This is a genomic window from Micromonospora sp. NPDC023633 (assembly GCF_040640035.1).
Classification (GTDB): domain Bacteria; phylum Actinomycetota; class Actinomycetes; order Mycobacteriales; family Micromonosporaceae; genus Micromonospora.
Genome location: NZ_JBFABB010000077.1, coordinates 16,234 through 33,269 on the forward strand (window position 1 = coordinate 16,234; position 17,036 = coordinate 33,269).

At 75.2% G+C, this 17,036-nt stretch carries 13 protein-coding genes; 7 read left to right on the forward strand and 6 right to left on the reverse strand.

The annotated features are described in order from the left end of the window. Positions 1-33: 33 nt before the first annotated feature. From AB0G13_RS22505 to AB0G13_RS22520, 4 genes are all read left to right on the forward strand, one after another. On the forward strand, positions 34-798 hold the full coding sequence (locus tag AB0G13_RS22505) for a methyltransferase domain-containing protein (RefSeq protein ID WP_357877321.1): 765 nt from the start codon (positions 34-36) through the stop codon (positions 796-798). Then, the gene (locus tag AB0G13_RS22510; protein WP_357877324.1) at positions 795-1,946 is read left to right on the forward strand and encodes a nucleotide pyrophosphatase/phosphodiesterase family protein; all 1,152 of its coding nucleotides are present in this window, start codon (positions 795-797) and stop codon (positions 1,944-1,946) included. The genes AB0G13_RS22505 and AB0G13_RS22510 overlap by 4 nt, the downstream gene beginning before the upstream one ends. A 59-nt stretch (positions 1,947-2,005) precedes the next feature. Next, positions 2,006-3,265: a DNA polymerase IV gene (locus AB0G13_RS22515; RefSeq protein WP_357877327.1), complete on the forward strand. Its 1,260-nt coding sequence runs from the start codon at positions 2,006-2,008 to the stop codon at positions 3,263-3,265. Between the two features lie 115 nt (positions 3,266-3,380). After that, positions 3,381-3,776 carry a DUF3040 domain-containing protein gene (locus tag AB0G13_RS22520; protein ID WP_357877330.1) on the forward strand — a complete coding sequence of 132 codons (396 nt, stop codon included), beginning with the start codon at positions 3,381-3,383 and terminating at the stop codon, positions 3,774-3,776. A 263-nt stretch (positions 3,777-4,039) separates the two neighbouring features. On the opposite strand, the gene AB0G13_RS22525 is transcribed toward AB0G13_RS22520, so the two are convergent. The 3 genes from AB0G13_RS22525 to AB0G13_RS22535 are packed head-to-tail and all read right to left on the reverse strand — an operon-like array spanning position 4,040 to position 8,877. Continuing rightward, positions 4,040-6,505 carry a DUF3488 and transglutaminase-like domain-containing protein gene (locus tag AB0G13_RS22525; RefSeq protein WP_357877333.1) on the reverse strand — a complete coding sequence of 822 codons (2,466 nt, stop codon included), beginning with the start codon at positions 6,503-6,505 and terminating at the stop codon, positions 4,040-4,042. 16 nt (positions 6,506-6,521) lie between these two features. Next, complete coding sequence (locus AB0G13_RS22530) at positions 6,522-7,820, reverse strand: DUF58 domain-containing protein (RefSeq protein WP_357877336.1); 1,299 nt, start codon at positions 7,818-7,820, stop codon at positions 6,522-6,524. A 1-nt stretch (position 7,821) separates the two neighbouring features. Then, the gene (locus AB0G13_RS22535; RefSeq protein WP_357877339.1) at positions 7,822-8,877 is read right to left on the reverse strand and encodes a MoxR family ATPase; all 1,056 of its coding nucleotides are present in this window, start codon (positions 8,875-8,877) and stop codon (positions 7,822-7,824) included. 575 nt (positions 8,878-9,452) lie between these two features. Between AB0G13_RS22535 and leuS the strand changes: the two genes are divergently transcribed. After that, entirely contained in the window at positions 9,453-12,287 is a 2,835-nt protein-coding gene (gene leuS, locus AB0G13_RS22540) for a leucine--tRNA ligase (RefSeq protein WP_357877342.1), read from the forward strand. Positions 12,288-12,373: 86 nt separating this feature from the next. Here leuS and AB0G13_RS22545 read toward each other — a convergent pair whose 3' ends face one another. Further along, positions 12,374-13,228 carry a hypothetical protein gene (locus tag AB0G13_RS22545; RefSeq protein ID WP_357877345.1) on the reverse strand — a complete coding sequence of 285 codons (855 nt, stop codon included), beginning with the start codon at positions 13,226-13,228 and terminating at the stop codon, positions 12,374-12,376. Next, entirely contained in the window at positions 13,225-14,148 is a 924-nt protein-coding gene (locus AB0G13_RS22550; protein WP_357877348.1) for an ATP-binding cassette domain-containing protein, read from the reverse strand. Before AB0G13_RS22550 ends, AB0G13_RS22545 begins: the two co-directional genes overlap by 4 nt. A 123-nt stretch (positions 14,149-14,271) precedes the next feature. Between AB0G13_RS22550 and AB0G13_RS22555 the strand changes: the two genes are divergently transcribed. Together AB0G13_RS22555 and AB0G13_RS22560 are read left to right on the forward strand one after the other, a co-directional pair. Further along, positions 14,272-15,492, forward strand: a complete 1,221-nt coding sequence (locus tag AB0G13_RS22555) for a histidine kinase (protein WP_357877351.1) — start codon at positions 14,272-14,274, stop codon at positions 15,490-15,492. Further along, positions 15,489-16,145, forward strand: coding sequence for a response regulator transcription factor (locus AB0G13_RS22560; protein WP_357877354.1), 657 nt, complete (start codon positions 15,489-15,491; stop codon positions 16,143-16,145). Before AB0G13_RS22555 ends, AB0G13_RS22560 begins: the two co-directional genes overlap by 4 nt. Before the next feature lie 49 nt (positions 16,146-16,194). On the opposite strand, the gene AB0G13_RS22565 is transcribed toward AB0G13_RS22560, so the two are convergent. Further along, positions 16,195-17,036 (reverse strand): aminoglycoside phosphotransferase family protein (locus tag AB0G13_RS22565; RefSeq protein WP_357877357.1); only part of this gene is annotated, 842 nt, incomplete at its 5' end.

Below are 17,036 nucleotides of genomic sequence, written 5' to 3' on the forward strand. Positions count from 1 at the left end.
GCCCGCAGGTGCGGCTCGGTGGGGCTGGACCGGGTGACTAGGCTCGACCGGGTGGAGCAGACCCCAGGCCGGCTCGCCGGGCCGCCGCTGACCCCCCGTACCGCCGTGATCTGGTCGGTGCTGCGCGCCGAGCTGGAGCGTCGCGCCGGCGCCGCGCTCACCGTGCTCGACGTCGGCGGCGGCACGGGCGGCTTCGCCGTGCCGCTCGCCCAGGCCGGGCACCGGGTCACCGTGGTCGACGCCAGTCCCGACGCGCTCGCCGCGCTGACCCGCCGGGCCACCGAGGCCGGCGTGGCCGAGCGGGTCCGTGCCGTGCAGGGCGACGGCGACGCGCTCGCCGGCCTGGTCGAGCCCGGCAGCGCCGACCTGGTGCTCTGCCACGCCGTGCTGGAGGTCGTGGACGATCCGGCGGCGGTCGTGGCGGCGTTGGCCGCCGTGCTGCGCCCGGGCGGGGCCGCGAGCGTGCTGGTCGCGGGCCGGGCCGCCGCGGTGCTCGGCCGGGCGATGAACGGGCACCTCGACGTCGCCGCCGCCCTGGCCGACGATCCGGCCGGCGCCGCCGGCACCCGGGACACACTGCGCCGGCGTTACGACGCCGACGGCGCCACCGCGCTGCTCGGCGCCGCGGGGCTCGTGGTCGAGGAGATCCACGGCGTACGCGTGCTCGCCGACCTCCTCCCCGCCGCCGTCGCCGACGGCCAGCCGGCCGCCCTGGTCGAGCTGGAGCGGGCGCTCGCCGCGCGGGCGCCCTGGCGGGACCTCGCCGCCCAGCTGCACCTGTTCGCCCGCCGCCCGTGACCGACCCGCTGGAGATCGTCGGGCCGCGCTACGGCGACGGCAGTCTCGCCGACATCCTGCCCGCCGCGCTCGCCGTGCTCGGCGTGCCCGGCGCCACCGATCCGCTCGGGCTCGGCGCCGCGCTGCCCGGGGTGCGCCGGATCGCGGTGCTGCTCGTCGACGGCCTCGGCTGGCACCAGATCCCGACCGCCGCGCCGTACGCGCCGACCCTGGCGGGACTGGCCGCGACCGCCGGCCGGCCGCTGACCTCGGGCTTCCCGTCGACCACGCCGACCAGCCTGGTGACACTGGGCACCGGCGCCGCGCCCGGCGCGCACGGCGTGCTCGGTTTCACCGTGCGGGTGCCCGGGACCGACCGGGTGCTCAACCACATCGAGTGGGCGGCCGACCCCGCGCCGCTGCGCTGGCAGCCGGTCCGCACCCAGCTGGAGCGCGCCCGCGCCGCCGGGGTCGCGGTGACGGTGGTGAGCCGGCCGGAGTTCGGCGGCAGCGGGCTGACGCTGGCCGCCAACCGGGGCGGCGACTACCGGGGCGCGGCCGGCGTCGACGCGCTCGCCGAGCGGATGCTCGCCGCCCTGGCCGCCGGGCCGGGGCCCACGCTGGTCTCCGGCTACCATCCCGACCTGGACCGGCACGGCCACCTCACGGGCGTCGACTCCGCGCCCTGGCGGATCGCCGCGGCCGAGGTGGACCGGCTGCTGGCCCGGCTCGTCGACGGGCTGCCGCCCGACGCCGCGCTGCTGGTCACCGCCGACCACGGCCAGCTCGACGTGCCGGCCGGGCACCGCTTCGACCTGGACACCGACCCCCGGCTGCGCGCCGGGCTGGCGGTGGTCGCCGGGGAACCCCGGGTCCGCTACCTGCACGTCACCCCCGGCGCCCTGGACGACGTCGTGGCCGCCTGGTCGGCGGTGCTCGGCGCCGCGGCCCGGGTGCGTACCCGCGACGAGGTGGTGGCCGCCGGCTGGTTCGGCCCGGTGCCGGAGGAACACCTGGCGCGCATCGGCGACGTGGTGGTGATCTGCAACGCCACGTACGCGGTGACCGCCTCCCGGTCCGAGCCGCCGGCGGTCTCCCGGCTGGTGGCGTACCACGGGGCCGACACGGCGGCCGAGATGACGATCCCGCTGCTGGTCGTACGCGGCTGACCGCCATCCCGGTCGGCCCGTCCGGGTGCGGTGTCGCAGGTCCGGGCTAGCCTGCGGGGATGGGCCGCAGCCAGTCGTTGCCCCGGGGCGGCGATCCCCGGTTCGGGCCGGACGCCGACGATTCCGGCTGCCCGATCCTGCACGTCGACATGGACGCCTTCTTCGCCTCGGTCGAGGTCCGCCGCCGGCCGGAGCTGCGCGGTCGGCCCGTCGTCGTCGGCGGCACCGGCCCGCGCGGGGTGGTGAGCTCCGCCAGCTACGAGGCCCGGCGCTACGGCGTGCGCAGCGCCATGCCCACCGCCCGGGCCCGGGCGCTCTGCCCGCACGCGGTCTACCTGCCGCCGGACTTCACGCAGTACTCGGCGGCCTCCGCCGCGGTCATGCAGATCTTCCGGGACGTCACCCCGCTGGTCGAGCCGCTCTCCCTGGACGAGGCGTTCCTCGACGTGGCCGGAGCCCGGCGGCTCTTCGGGTCGCCGGCCGCCATCGCCCGCCGCATCCGCGAGCGGGTCGCCGGAGAGCAGGGGCTGACCTGTTCGGTCGGCGTCGCCCCGAGCAAGTTCGTCGCCAAGCTCGGCTCGACCCGCGCCAAGCCCGACGGCCTGCTCGTCGTCCCGGCCACCCGGGTGCTCGACTTCCTGCACCCGCTGCCGGTGTCGGCGCTGTGGGGAGTGGGGGAGCGGTCCACCGAGACGCTGCGGCGGCTGGGCCTGGCCACGATCGGCGATCTCGCCGAGGCGCCGGTCGGCATGCTGCGCAAGGCGCTCGGCGAGGCGTCCGCCGCCGGGCTGCACGAGCTGGCCTGGGGGCGGGACCCGCGCCGGGTCAGCCCCGAGCACGCGGAGAAGTCGATCGGCGCCGAGGTGACCTTCGACGTCGACGTCACCGACCCGCTGGAGATCCGCCGGGCGCTGCTCGCCCTCGCCGAGAAGGTCGGCATCCGGCTGCGCCAGGCCGGGCAGGTCGGGCGCACCGTGTCGCTCAAGGTGCGCCTGGCCGACTTCCGCACCGTCAGCCGCTCCCGCACGGCGGGCGGGCCGACCGACGTGGCCAGGGAGATCTTCGACACCGTCTGGGGGCTCTACACCGTGCTCGACCCGGGTGAGCCCGTCCGGCTGGTCGGCGTACGGGTCGAGGGGCTCGCCGCCGCGCAGGAGACTCCGCGACAGCTCACCCTCGGCGCGCCCGAGCGGGGCTGGCGGGAGGTGGAGGCCGCCGCCGACGCCGCGGCTGCCCGTTTCGGGCGGTCCGTCATAGGTCCGGCCAGTCTGCTCGGGGTCCGCGAGGGACGACGAAATGAAAATCCACCCCGGCCGTAGGTCGTCCCGCTTTCCGACGCGCGAGGGCCCTCGTAGACTTGCGGGTAAGCAGCCGGTTGGCTGCCACGGTCTGTCGGCCCGACCGGGCCGACCAACGTGACCGGGGAGGAGTGCCGTGCCGCTCTCGGAGCACGAGCAGCGGCTGTTCGAGCAGATCGAGCGGTCGCTTGCCGAGGACCCCAAATTCGCCTCGGCCGTGCGCGCCAGCGATCCGCGCTTCCACGCGCGGCGTCGCCTGCTCGTCGCTGCCGGCGTGATGATCGCTGGGCTGGCCCTGTTGGTCTACGGCGCGGTGATCAAGACTCCGCCGCTGGCAGTGGCGGGTTTCGTCGTCATGCTGGCCTCGGCCGCGTTCGCGGTGCAGTCGCATCGTCGGGCGCAGTCACCGGACCTGCACGTCGTGGGCGGGACGACGAGTCGTCGTCACCCCCGCGGTCGGTCGGGTCGTCGGTCCTCGATCCTGGACCGGATGGAGGACCGGTGGCGGCAGCGCCCGGAGGGGCACCGCTGATTCCGACCCGCCGCTGAGGCGGGCCGCGACGACGACGAGTCGGCCGCCGGGACGCCCCGGCGGCCACTGACGCTTCCGCACGCCTCGGGCGGTTCCGCACGTCCCCGGGCGTGCGTCTTCGCATGTTCCGGTGTGCCGGTCCCGGGTTCCCGGCCACCCCGGCACCCGCCATCCGGGACACCCCACCGTCCCGCGACACCGCCCCGCGAACGCGACGGGCCGGTGGGGGCGGGTGTGCCCCTACCGGCCCGTTCGTCCGTCGGTCAGCGGGCCATGCGGCTCGCCAGCAGGCGACGCGGGTTCCAGCGCAGCAACCGGTGCCGGACCCGACCGCCCGTTGCCACCAGCCGGGACGACGCCTCGGCCGTGCCCATGCGCCAGCGCAGCAGCACCGACGGCGGCAGCACCGCGGCCACCAGGCGGGTGCGCCGGTCGGCCCGTGCGGCGAGCGCGGTGCGTACGGCGCGCAGGGCCGGCAGGAGCTCCTCGCCGGTCAGCGGGTCGCGGGCGTAGCGGGCGCGTTCCTCGGCGCGGCCGAGCAGGCGAACCGCCGTGGTCGCCCCCGCGTCGGCGGTGAGCGCCTCCCGGGACAACCGGTCGGCGGTCGCCCGGGGGGTCTCCGTCCGGTCCACCCGGACCCGGTAGTCCACCAGCGTGTCGAGCAGTTCGTCCCAGGCGGCGTGCGCGTCCGCCCGCGCCCGCTCCGCGTCCGCCAGCACCACCATGCGCCGCCCGTCCGCGGGCGCGTCGCCGGCGGTCCCGGGGCGCACCGCTGGCGCGGCCGGTGTCGCCGTGCCGCTGCGGCGCCGGCGCAGGGCCGCGCGGCGCAGCGCCGGCAGGGCGAGCAGAGCGAGCAGGGCCAGCACCGCGCCGGCGGCGTACCAGGGCCAGACCGGGGCCTGCTCGGTCGGTGCCTCGCCGCCGAGGGCCAGGCCGGAGTCGATGTCCTCCTCGGGGCCCTCCGGCCCCGCCGGGCCGGCCGACGGGCCGACGTCGCCGGGGGCGCTCGACGAGCCGGGGGTCGGCGTCTCCTCCTCCGGGGCGTCGGTGTCGGGCGCCCAGGCCGACCGGGTCGAGCCCTGCACGCCGTACGCCGGGGTGGCGTCGAAGGGCACCCAGCCGACCTCGTTGAAGTAGACCTCGGTCCAGGCGTGCAGGTTCCGGTTGGTCAGGGTGTACGTGCCGTCGTTGGAGTTGCTGCCGTTGGCGAAGCCGAACGCCACCCGGGCCGGGATGCCGGCGGCCCGGACCAGCCACGTCATCGCGGCGGCGTACTGCTGGCAGAAGCCGACCTTGTTGTCGAGGAAGTCGACGATCTCCCGCCCGCTGGTGCCGCCCTTGGTGCTGAGCGAGTAGGTGAAGCCGTTCTCCGAGGAGAAGTGTTCGTAGATCGCGCGGACCTTGTCGTACTCGGTGTCCTTGCCCCGCACCAGCGTGTTGACGAGCTCCTCGACCTCCGGCACCGGCGGCGGCGCGGGATGCAGGCGCCGTACGGCGTGGTCGGCCGGGAGCGGCTGGGACCGGCGCAGGGCGGCCGGCGTGTAGACCGAGCGCACGTAGTCGAACGCGTAGCGCTTCTCGCGCGAGTTGTCCCGGTTGGAGAAGACCACCTGGAGGCTCGGGTCGTACGCCCAGTTGCCGTTCAGGTCCTCGGCGCGTACCGGCTCGGTGTAGACCGGCAGCAGCGGCATGGTGAGGTTCTTCGTCACCTCGACCGTGGCCCGGTACGTCCGCTGCTCGACGCCCCGCGCCGACGGCGCGGGCAGGTCGCCGACGGGGCGGCCGGTGGGGGTGCCCTCCCGGAAGCCGCTCGGCGTGAGCTTGTCGGCCACCCCGAAGCGCAGGTAGAAGGGGTTGGTCTCGTTCGTGGTGACCTTGACCAGGTCGGCGACCTCGGACTGGTTGAGCTGCCCGCTCAACGCCGCGAAGAGGTCGATCCTGCCGGAGCCGCCCTGCCCGGGGCGGCCGTTGCCGTTGCCGCTGCCCGAACCGGCGCCCAGGGTGTCCAGCAGCCCGCCCGTCATGCCCGGCACGGCCAGCGGCAGCACCACGGCCAGCAGCACGCCCACCACCGCCAGCCGCCGGCCGGCGGCGGCCAGCGGCGAGGCCTCCCAGACGTCGACGTCCCGCCCGTCGCCGGTGAACCGCCGGCCGAACCGGCGGACCCGGTCGACGTTGTCGGTCACCAGCAGCCAGAGGTAGCCGGCGGCGCCGACGACGAACGGCACCGCCGGGACGCTGTCCACGTAGACCGCGACGGGCACCGAGTAGATCGCCAGCATCGGCAGGCCGGCGAGCGCCGGCCGACGCAGCCCGACGGTGAGCACGTCGACCACCACGGCCACCCCGCCGACCCCGAGCACCGTGACGAACAGCAGCGGGTCGGTGTCGGGCACCTTGACGCCGTAGGAGCGCATGTCCTCCAGGGAGCTGTCGAGCAGCTCGCCGAAGTGCGTGAAGGTCGACGGGGTGGGCACGATGCCCAACAGTTCGGCGCCGCCGGGGAAGAGCCAGGTCAGGGCCAGCGTCAGGCCGGCCAGCATGCCCAGCGCCTGGCCCCAGAGCGGAACCCGGGCCAGTCGGGCGAGCGCGGCCACGGCGGCGACCACGGCCACCGCGATCGTCGCCTGGATCAGCCACGTCCAGCGTTCGAAGATGGCCGACAGCGGCGCGGCGGCGAGCAGCGTCGCCGCGGCGGCCACGAAGCCCAGGTTCCGGTGGGCGATCATGAGGGGACCCTTCCGTTCATCGCATGCCGCCGGCCACCGTCTCGGCCATGGCCGCCCGCAGCGCGAAGCCCTGCGAACCGCGACCCGCCTGCGGCCACAGCGCGGGCAGCAGCGTGCCGTGGTCGACCCCGATGACCCGCCAACCGCTCTGCAACATGGCCAGCGCCGCGGCGCCGTGCGCGTGCTCGGCCTCGGCCCGGGCCTTGGCCAGCAGGTTGAGCCAGGTGGAGCTGTCGAGCAGGAAGCCGACGCAGGTGGCGCCGTTGCCGCGCAGCCCGGCCAGCAGCTCCGCCTCGGCCGTGCTCACCGAGCCGAACAGGCCGATGATCAGGCCGCCGTCCGACCGCTGCCGGACCCGCTGCACCAGCGTGGTCAGCTCGCCGAACTTGTCGAGCCGGACCTCGGCGAGGTGGTCGAGCAGCACCCCGTCGCCGGTCGCCTCCGACGCGTCCACGTCGGCGCCGGAACCGGTGACCAGCCGCAGCTTGTAGCCGGCCTGCCGCAGGTGCACCGCGATGCTCGCGGCGGCGGAGACCGCCCACTCGAAGGAGGCCGTCGGCCCGTCGCCGCGGTGGCCGTACGCGCGGGTGTCCAGCACCACGGTGGCCCGGCTCTCCCAGGGCTGCTCCTCCCGGCGCACCATCAGCTCGCCGGTGCGCGCCGTGGACTTCCAGTGCACCCGGCGCAGGTCGTCGCCCATCCGGTACTCCCGGGTGGCGGCGTCGTCCTCGCCGTGCACCGCGACCGAGCGGGCCCGGCTGTCGCCGCTGCCGGCGTACTCGCCGGGCAGGCGCACCGAGGGCAGCGGGGTGACCTGCGGGATGACGGTCAGGTGGTCGGTGCTCGGGAAGGCGCGGCTCAGCTCGCACAACCCGAACGGGTCGGTCATCCGGATCACCAGCGGACCCACCTCGTAGCGGCCGCGCACGTCGGCGCGCACCGTGTAGGCCACCGAGCTGGCCTGGTGGGCGCCGAGCCGCTCCAGCACCACCCGGGGCCGGCTGCCCAGCGCGTACGGCAGCCGGTCCTCCAGCAGCAGGGTGCCGGTGGGCAGCCGGGACATGTTCTGCAACCGCAGCACCACCCGGGAGCTCGCCCCGACGGGCACCCGGTGCGGGTCCAGCGAACGGTTGCAGGCCAGCTTGTAGCGGCTGCGCCCTACGTAGGCCGCGGCGAGCAGCGGCAGGATGGCCAGCAGCACGGCCACCCGGAGCAGGTCCTTCTCGCCGAGGATGCCGGCCGAGACCGCCGCCGCGACCGCGGCCGCGAGGAACGAACGGCCGCGGGTGGTCAGCCCTCGCAGCCCGTCGCGCACGTCACCGCCCCCGCGGCTCGTAGGTGGCTCGGCCGTTGCCCTCGCCCGTGGGGCGGGTGTCGTACGGGGAGCGCCCGCGGTCGTGCGGCAGCGGCAGCCGGTGCACCAGCTCGGAGACGATCGCGTCGGTCGTGCGCCGGGCGAGCTGGGCGTCGGCGGTGGGGATGATCCGGTGCGCGAGCACCGGCACGGCCAGCACCTGAAGGTCGTCGGGGAGGACGTAGTCGCGGCCCTCCAGGGCGGCCACCGCGCGGGCGGTGCGCAGCAGCTGGAGCGTGGCCCGGGGGGAGGCGCCGAGGCGCAGGTCGGACGCCTCGCGGGTGGCGGTGACCAGGTCGATCGCGTACTGCTTGACGGCGTCGGCCACGTGCACCTGCCGGACGTGGCCGATCAGCTGCCGCACGGTGTTGGCGTCGGAGACCGGCCGCAGCTCGTCCAGCGGGTCCGTGGCGCCGTGCCCGTCGAGCATCGCCAGCTCGGCGCTCGGGTCCGGGTAGCCCATCGCGATGCGGGCGGTGAACCGGTCGCGCTGCGCCTCGGGGAGGGGGTAGGTGCCCTCCATCTCGATCGGGTTCTGGGTCGCGATGACCATGAACGGCGTCTGGAGGTGGTAGGTGACGCCGTCGACGGTGACCTGGCGCTCCTCCATGCACTCCAGCAGCGCGGACTGCGTCTTCGGCGAGGCGCGGTTGATCTCGTCGCCGACGACCAGGTTGGCGAAGACCGCACCGGGGCGGAACTCGAAGTCGTGCGTCTCCTGGTTGTAGACGCTGACCCCCGTGACGTCGCTGGGCAGCAGGTCGGGGGTGAACTGGATGCGGCGCACGGAGCAGTCGATCGAACGGGCCATGGCCTTGGCGAGTTTGGTCTTGCCGACCCCGGGCACGTCCTCGATGAGCAGGTGGCCCTCGGCGAGCAGGACGGCCAGGGCGAGCCGCACGGTGGCGGTCTTGCCCTCGATGACCTGCTCGATGTTCGACACGATGGCTTCACTGGCGGCGCGGAACTCGTCGTGCGGCAACAGGCCGCCCACCTCGTCCCAGGTCTGTTGTGTCACGGGCCTCCTCCTCGTCGCCGGACGGCAGCTCTGTATAGAGCAGCTGGACCCGCCGTAGGGTTCGCGACGCCGAGCCTCGTCTGCCGCAGAAATCTCACTGGTCTCTCAGGCTAACCATGTTTCTCGCTGTCGCCGACCCCCGCAGGTAGACGGTCGGTTACGCACCGAATATTCGCCGGGTCGGGGGATCCGGCGGTCGCTCTCGGTGCCGCTCATGATCACGAAGGGCTGCCGCGGCGCGTACGTCCCCGCCCGCCCGTCCCGACCGGTGGTGGCGGGCGACGTGCGGGACCGGACGGCGGGGTACACTCCCGGTCATGGCCGGATTCTTCCTGCTTCTTACCGGGCCGTGCTGATGCGCTGACGCGTGACAGCACGGCGGCCCCTCCTGCGCGAGGGGCTTTTTTGTGTCCTCCGCCGGACGCCCCGGCGGGCGGCACCGGCACCGGCCCTGTGGCGGCGCGGCGCCGGTGGCGGACAGACCCGAGCCATACCGACATGACCGCGCCGAGCGAGGTCAGCACCCAGCCCGGCCGTGGCGTGGCCGGCGGCGACGAGCGAAGCGAGGAGACGCCATGAGTGAGGCAGCACCGGCCGACATTCCCCCGTTCCGGTACACCGCGGCCCTGGCCGAGGAGATCGAGCAGCGCTGGCAGGACGCCTGGGCGCGGGAGGGGACGTTCCACGCCCCGAACCCGACCGGCCCGCTGGCCGACCCCGGTCACCCCCGCGCCGGGGCGGAGAAGCTGTACGTCCTGGACATGTTCCCGTACCCGTCGGGCGCGGGCCTGCACGTCGGCCACCCCCTGGGCTACATCGGCACCGACTGCTTCGCCCGCTACCAGCGGATGGCGGGGCGCAACGTGCTGCACGCGATGGGCTTCGACGCGTTCGGCCTGCCCGCCGAGCAGTACGCGGTGCAGACCGGCACCCACCCGCGCACCACCACGGTGGCGAACATCGAGCGCTACAAGGCGCAGCTGCGCCGGCTGGGCCTGGCCCACGACGAGCGCCGCTCGGTGGCCACCATCGACACCGACTTCTACCGCTGGACGCAGTGGATCTTCCTGCAGGTCTTCAACTCCTGGTACGACACGGACGCGAAGCGGGCCCGCCCGATCGCCGAGCTGATCGCCGAGTTCGAGGGCGGCAACCGGCCGACCCCCGACGGCCGGCCGTGGGCGGAGCTGTCCGTCGCCGAGCGCCGGGCCGTCGTCGACGACCACCGGCTGGCGTACGTCTCGCAGGCGCCGGTCAACTGGTGCCCGGGGCTGGGCACCGTGCTGGCCAACGAGGAGGTCACCGCCGACGGCCGCTCCGAGCGGGGCAACTTCCCGGTCTTCAAGCGCAACCTGAAGCAGTGGATGATGCGGATCACCGCGTACGGCGACCGGCTGCTGGACGACCTGGACACGCTGGACTGGCCCGAGCCGATCAAGCTGATGCAGCGCAACTGGATCGGCCGCTCGCAGGGCGCGCACGTCGACTTCCCGACCGCCGTCGAGCCGATCCGGGTGTTCACGACCCGGCCCGACACGATCTTCGGCGCCACCTACATGGTGCTGGCCCCCGAGCACGAGCTGGTCGACGCGCTGGCGCCGGCCGCCTGGCCCGACGGGACGAAGGACGCGTGGACCGGCGGGCACGCCAACCCGCGCGCGGCCGTGGAGGCGTACCGCAAGGCGGCGGCGGCCAAGACCGACGTCGAGCGGCAGGCCGACACGAAGGAGAAGACCGGCGTCTTCGTCGGGGCGTACGCCACCAACCCGGCCACCGGGGCGCGGATCCCGGTCTTCATCGCCGACTACGTGCTGGCCGGCTACGGCACCGGCGCGATCATGGCGGTGCCCGGCCAGGACGAGCGGGACTGGGCCTTCGCCGAGGTCTTCGAGCTGCCGATCGTGCGTACCGTGCAGCCGGCGGAGGGCTTCGACGGCAAGGCGTACACCGGGGACGGCCCGGCGATCAACAGCGCCGCGCCCGAGCGCGGCCTGGACCTGGACGGCCTGGGGGTGGCCGAGGCGAAGGCCCGGATCATCGAGTGGCTGGAGGCCAACGGGCACGGCGCCGGCGCGGTGACCTACCGGCTGCGCGACTGGCTGTTCTCCCGGCAGCGTTACTGGGGCGAGCCGTTCCCCATCGTGTACGACTCCACCGGGGCGGCCATCGCCCTGCCGGAGGAGATGCTGCCGGTCGAGCTGCCCGAGGTGGACGACTTCTCGCCGCGCACCTTCGACCCGGAGGACGCCGACAGCAACCCGGAGACGCCGCTGTCGCGCCGGCGCGACTGGGTCGAGGTGGAGCTGGACCTGGGCGACGGCCCGAAGCGCTACACCCGCGAGACCAACGTGATGCCGCAGTGGGCCGGCTCGTGCTGGTACGAGCTGCGCTACCTGGACCCGACGAACTCGCAGCGGCTCGTCGACGCCGAGAACGAGGCGTACTGGATGGGGCCGCGCGGCGAGGGCGACTGCGGGGGCACCGACCTGTACGTCGGCGGCTCCGAGCACGCCGTGCTGCACCTGCTGTACGCGCGCTTCTGGCACAAGGTGCTGTACGACCTGGGGCACGTTTCGTCGTTCGAGCCGTTCCGCAAGCTGTTCAACCAGGGCTACATCCAGGCGTACGCGTACACCGACGCCCGGGGCGCCTACGTGCCGGCCGAGGAGGTCACCGAGCGCGACGGCGGCTTCTACCTGGGCGACACCCAGGTCAAGCGCGAGTACGGCAAGATGGGCAAGTCCCTGAAGAACGTGGTCACGCCGGACGAGATGTGCGCCGCGTACGGGGCGGACACGTTCCGCGTCTACGAGATGTCGATGGGGCCGCTGGAGGTGTCCCGCCCGTGGGAGACCCGGGCGGTGGTCGGGTCGTACCGGTTCCTGCAGCGGGTCTGGCGGGCGGTCGTCGACGAGCAGACCGGCGCGCTGCGGGTCACCGACGCCCCCGCCGACGCCGCGACCCGGCGACTGCTGCACAAGGCGATCGACGGGGTGCGTGGCGACATGGAGGCGATCCGGTTCAACACCGCGATCGCCAAGCTGATCGAGCTGACCAACGGGCTGACCCGGCTGGCGGAGACCCCGCGCGAGGTGGCCGAGCCGCTGGTGCTGATGCTGGCGCCGTTCGCCCCGCACGTCGCCGAGGAGCTGTGGCGCCGGCTGGGGCACGACACCTCCCTGACGTACGCGGACTTCCCGACCGCCGACCCGGCGCTGCTGGTGGCGGAGACGGTGACCTACCCGGTGCAGATCAACGGCAAGGTGCGCGGCCGGGTCGAGGTCCCCGCCGACGCGCCCGAGGAGACCGTCCGCGCGGCGGCCCTGGAGGCGGTCGCGTCCTCGCTGGCCGGCAAGGAGCCCCGCAAGGTCATCGTGGTCAAGGGCCGCATGGTCTCCGTGGTCGCCTGACCCTGCCCTGAGGAAGGGCCCCTCCGGTAGCTCCCGAACCGGAAGGGGCCCTTCCTCCTTTCCTCCCTCCCGCGCTGTTTCCCGCGTCAGGGGTCGCGGCGGTGGGTGGCGGTCACGGCCGTGAGCGCTGCGGCCAGGGACCAGGCGGCGAGGGTCAGCCAGGCGCCGGTGACCGTGGCCGGGAACGGGTCCGGGTTGATGACGTCCGGATGCACCTCGATCAGTCGCAGCCAGGCGGCGAGGGGCAGGGCGTCGTGCAGCTCGGCGATCCACCGGTGCTCGTCGCTGTCGACCAGCATCGGCGCCAGCAGGAGCACCGCCGTGGCCGTGGCCACGGCTGCGGCGGCGTGTCGGGTGAGCGCGCCCAGACCCATCCCGACCAGCGCGCACACGGGTACCAGCACGGCGCTCGCCGCGACGGCGCGCAGCACCCCCGGCTCGCCGATCGACCAGCCGGCGGCCCGGTCGGCGAGGATCGCCTGGGACACCCAGAACGCGGTCGCCGCGGTGACCGTGCCGAGGACGAGCATGACGGCGGTCAGCACGGCGGCCTTCGCGGCGACCACCGCCCGGCGGGCGGGAACGGCGGCGAACGTGGCGCGGATCAGCCCGCTCTGGTGTTCGCCGACGATCGTCAGGGCGCCGACGGTGGCCGAGGCGAGGACCAGCAGCAGGTAGCCGGCCTCGGGGAAGGCGTCGCGCACCGGCCCGTACAGGCGGAACATCTCCCGGCGCCCCTCGGGGTAGGTCGGCCAGTTCCGGTGGTCGGCGAGGCTGGCGTTGACGCTCGTGCCGACCACGAACAGGAAGACCAGCGGCAGCGTCCAGCGGGTCGAGCGCAGCGACCACAGTTTGATCCACTCGGCGGCCAGCAGGTCCCGGAACCGGACCGGCGCCCCGGTCACGGCCGGTCGGCGGGTCGGCGCGGTCACGACGGTCATCGGGTCCCCTCCCCGGCGAGGTATTCGACGCTGGCGGCGGTGAGTTCCATGAACGCCTCCTCCAGCGAGGCGGTGCGGGTGGTCAGCTCGTGCAGCCCGATGCCGTGGGCGAGGGCGAGGTCGCCGATCCGGGCGGCCGGCAGGCCGGTCACCACGAGCGCCCCGGTGTCGGCCGGTCGCACGTCGGCGCCCTCGGCCGCCAGCACGGCGGCCAGCGTCGCCGGGTCGGGCGTGCGGACGGTCACGCTGGCCCGGGTGCTCCGGGCGGCGAACTCGGCGAGGCTCTGTTCGGCGATCAGTCGGCCCCGGCCGATCACCACGAGCCGGTCGACGCAGTTCTGCATCTCGCTCATCAGGTGGCTGGAGACGAAGACCGTGCGACCCTCGGCCGCCAGCCGCCGGAACAGGTCCCGTACCCACCGCACCCCCTCCGGGTCGAGGCCGTTGAACGGCTCGTCGAAGAGCAGCACGGGTGGATCCCCGAGCAGCGCCGCGGCGATCCCGAGCCGCTGCCGCATGCCCAGGGAGAAGCCGCCGATCCGCCGCCGTGCGACGGCCGACAGCCCCACCTCCCGCAGCACCTCGTCGACCCGGCCGCGCCCGATGCCGTTGCTGCGGGCCAGGGCCGACAGATGGGCCACGGCGCTGCGTCCGCCGTGCACGTCCCCGGCGTCGAGCAGCGCCCCGGCGTGGTGCAGCCCGCGCGGCCGGTCGGCGAACCGGACCCCGTCCACGGTGACGGTGCCGCTGGTCGGCGCGGTGAGTCCGATGATCATCCGCAGGGTGGTGGACTTGCCGGCCCCGTTCGGGCCGAGGAACCCGGTCACGTGGCCGGGGCGCACGCTCAGGGTGAGGTCGTCGACGGCCGTCGTGCGGCCGTACCGTCTCGTCAGGGCGTTCAGTTCGATCACCCGACCCACGCTGCCCGGCGACGGCCGGCGAGGCGTCGCCCCGCCGGCCACATCCGGCGGGCGGCGGTCAGCCCCGGGGCGTACGCCCGTGGGCCGATGCCCGGGCGGCGGCAGGCTGGCTACCGTGTGCGCATGGATACGACCGCGCCGCCGCCGCGCCGCGCCTCGTCGCTGGCGCGGACGGTGCTGCCCTGGGTCGGCGTCGCGGTGCTGCCGGTCGCCGTGCTCATGGCCCCGGTGGTGGCGTCGAGCCGGAACGGCGTGGGGTTCGGCGACTGGTGGCTCTCCGAGCGTTACCTGGTGCCGCTGCTGGCGGTGGCCCCGCCCGCCGGCCTGCTGCGGCGCCGGCCGGTGCTGGCCCTGGCGCTGATGCTCGTCGCGGCGTGCGTGGTCACCGTGGTCGTCAACGTCCCGGAGGACGGCTACCTGGTCGACATCTGGTACGCGCAGTTCCTGGCGGTGGACCTGGTGGTGGGGCTGATCGCGGCGGGGAGGTCCCGCCGCGTCTCGGTGCCGGTGGCCGTCGTGGCGCTCGCCGTGCAGATCACCGCGAGCTTCGTGAACCCCTCCACCGACCCGGTGAGCCGGGCCATGATCTCCGTGCTGGCGGTCGTCACCGCGTGGACGGTCGGCAACTCCGTGCGGGCCCGGCGCGGCTACGCCGAGGCGCTCCGGTCGCACGCCGCCGCCGAGGCGGTCACCGCCGAGCGGCTGCGCATCGCCCGCGAGCTGCACGACATGGTCGCCCACAGCATCGGGGTGATCGCCATCCAGGCCGGCGTGGGGGCCCGGGTCATCGACACCCAACCGGCGCAGGCCCGCGCCGCGCTGGCCACCATCGAGGCGACCAGCCGCGACACCCTGGCCGGCCTGCGGCGTACGCTCGGCGCGCTGCGCCGCCCGCAGTCGGAGTCGGCGTCGCTGGATCCGACGCCCGGGCTGGACGACCTGGACCGGCTGGTCACGGCCGCCGCCGACGCCGGGGTGCGGGTGGACCTGCGGCGCGGCGGCGAGCGGCGGCCGGTCCCGGCCGAGGTCGACCTCGCCGCGTTCCGGATCGTGCAGGAGGCGCTCACCAACGTGGTACGACACGCGGGCAGCGACCGGTGCCGGGTCACCGTCACGCACGGCCCCGACGAGGTCGTGGTGGAGGTCGTCGACGACGGTCGGGGCGGCACGGTCGGCGGCGAGGGGCACGGCATCGTCGGCATGCGGGAACGGGTCGCCCTGGCCGGCGGCCGGTTCCACGCCGGGCCGCGCCCGGAGGGCGGCTTCCGGGTGGCGGCCTGGCTGCCGGCGCCACCGGCGGCGAAGGAGCCGGTCGGCTCGCGGCCCGGGACGGGGGAACGGTGACCGTCCGGGTGCTGCTCGTCGACGACCAGCCACTGGTCCGCGCCGGCCTGCGGGTGCTCATCGCCGACGCCCCCGACATCGACGTCGTCGGCGAGGCGGGCACGGGGGCCGACGCGGTGCGGCTGGCCCACGAGGTCGTGCCGGACGTGGTGCTGATGGACCTGCGGATGCCCGGCATGGACGGCATCCGGGCCACCCGCGCGATCACCGCGCACGGCGGCGTCACCCGCGTCCTCGTGCTCACCACCTTCGACGACGACGAGCACGTGCACGCCGCGCTGCGCGCCGGCGCGAGCGGGTTCCTGGTCAAGGACATGGCGCTGGACGACATCCTCAACGCGGTCCGGGTGGTCGCCGCCGGGGACGCGCTGATCGCCCCCGGGGTGACCCGCCGGCTCATCGCCGAGTTCGCCCGCCGGCCGACCCCCACCGCCCCGACCCGGACCCTCGACGGCGTCACCGAGCGGGAGCGCGAGGTGCTGACCCTCGTCGGCCGGGGCCTGTCCAACGGCGAGATCGCCGCCGAGTTGGTGATCAGCGCGGCCACCGCCAAGGCGCACGTGGCCCGGCTGTTCGGCAAGCTGGGCGCCCGCGACCGCGTGCACCTCGTCATCGCCGCCTACGAGGCGGGGCTGGTCTCCCCGTCGCGGTGACGCGTCGTCCTGGCGGGCGCGGCCCGCTGGCGGCGGTGGCCCCGGGCGGTCAGCGCAGGGCGGCCGCCACCGTAGCGCGATGGTCGGTGAGCCAGTCGTGCCAGCCGCGGATCATCGGTGGCACCCCGGCGTCGCGCAGCCGGCGCATGCTCTCCTCGCCCCGGTCCGCGCCGGCCACGATGCCCCGCCAGGTGCCGTCGAGCTGGGCGAGCATCACGTCGACCAGTTCGGCGCGGGGCAGCGCGAGCGGCTCCGCGCCGGCCGCCTCGTAGGCGTCGCAGAGCAGCCGGGCGCGCCGGCCCAGCTCCGCCGGGTCGGCGTCCGGCCCCAGCGCCGCCCAGTGCCAGGCGGCGAAGGCGACGTCCTCGACCCGACGGCCGGGCGCGGCCAGGTCCCAGTCGATCAGCGCCACGGGCAGCGGGCCGGCGGGGGAGTCCCGGTACACCGTGTTCTTCGGGGACAGGTCGCGGTGGCAGACCGTCTCGGCGTCGCCGGCCAGCGGGCTGCCCGCACAGGCGTCGTGCAGCCGCCGGAGCAGCTCGGCCAGCCGGGTCAGCGCCGGATCGGCGAAGTACGCCGGGTCCTCCCGGTCCCGCCACGGCACCCGGCCGTCGACGTGGCTGAGCACCTGCCGGCCCCGCTCGTCCGTGCCGAGGTGGCGGGGCGCGACGTCCGCGCCCACCCGCTCCAGGTGCCGCAGTAGCGCGGCGACGAAGTCGGCGTTCTCCGGCGGCGTACGCCGGACGGTGTCGCCGACCCGGACGACCTCGGCGACGAAGCCGCCGCCCAGCCGCTCCTCGGCGGCCCCGTCGGCGCGGCCGGTGGCACCGGTCGGCTGCCGCCGCCCGCGTCCCGGCCCGCTGTCCCCGCCCGCGCCGGGCGGCCCGCTGC

Bases quoted from the DNA above. Each gene is read 5' to 3' on its own strand.
- AB0G13_RS22515 (WP_357877327.1), top strand. From the start codon at position 2,006: ATGGGCCGCAGCCAGTCGTTGCCCCGGGGCGGCGATCCCCGGTTCGGG.
- AB0G13_RS22525 (WP_357877333.1), bottom strand. From the start codon at position 6,505: ATGATCGCCCACCGGAACCTGGGCTTCGTGGCCGCCGCGGCGACGCTG.
- leuS (WP_357877342.1), top strand. From the start codon at position 9,453: ATGAGTGAGGCAGCACCGGCCGACATTCCCCCGTTCCGGTACACCGCG.
- AB0G13_RS22545 (WP_357877345.1), bottom strand. From the start codon at position 13,228: ATGACCGTCGTGACCGCGCCGACCCGCCGACCGGCCGTGACCGGGGCG.
- AB0G13_RS22555 (WP_357877351.1), top strand. From the start codon at position 14,272: ATGGATACGACCGCGCCGCCGCCGCGCCGCGCCTCGTCGCTGGCGCGG.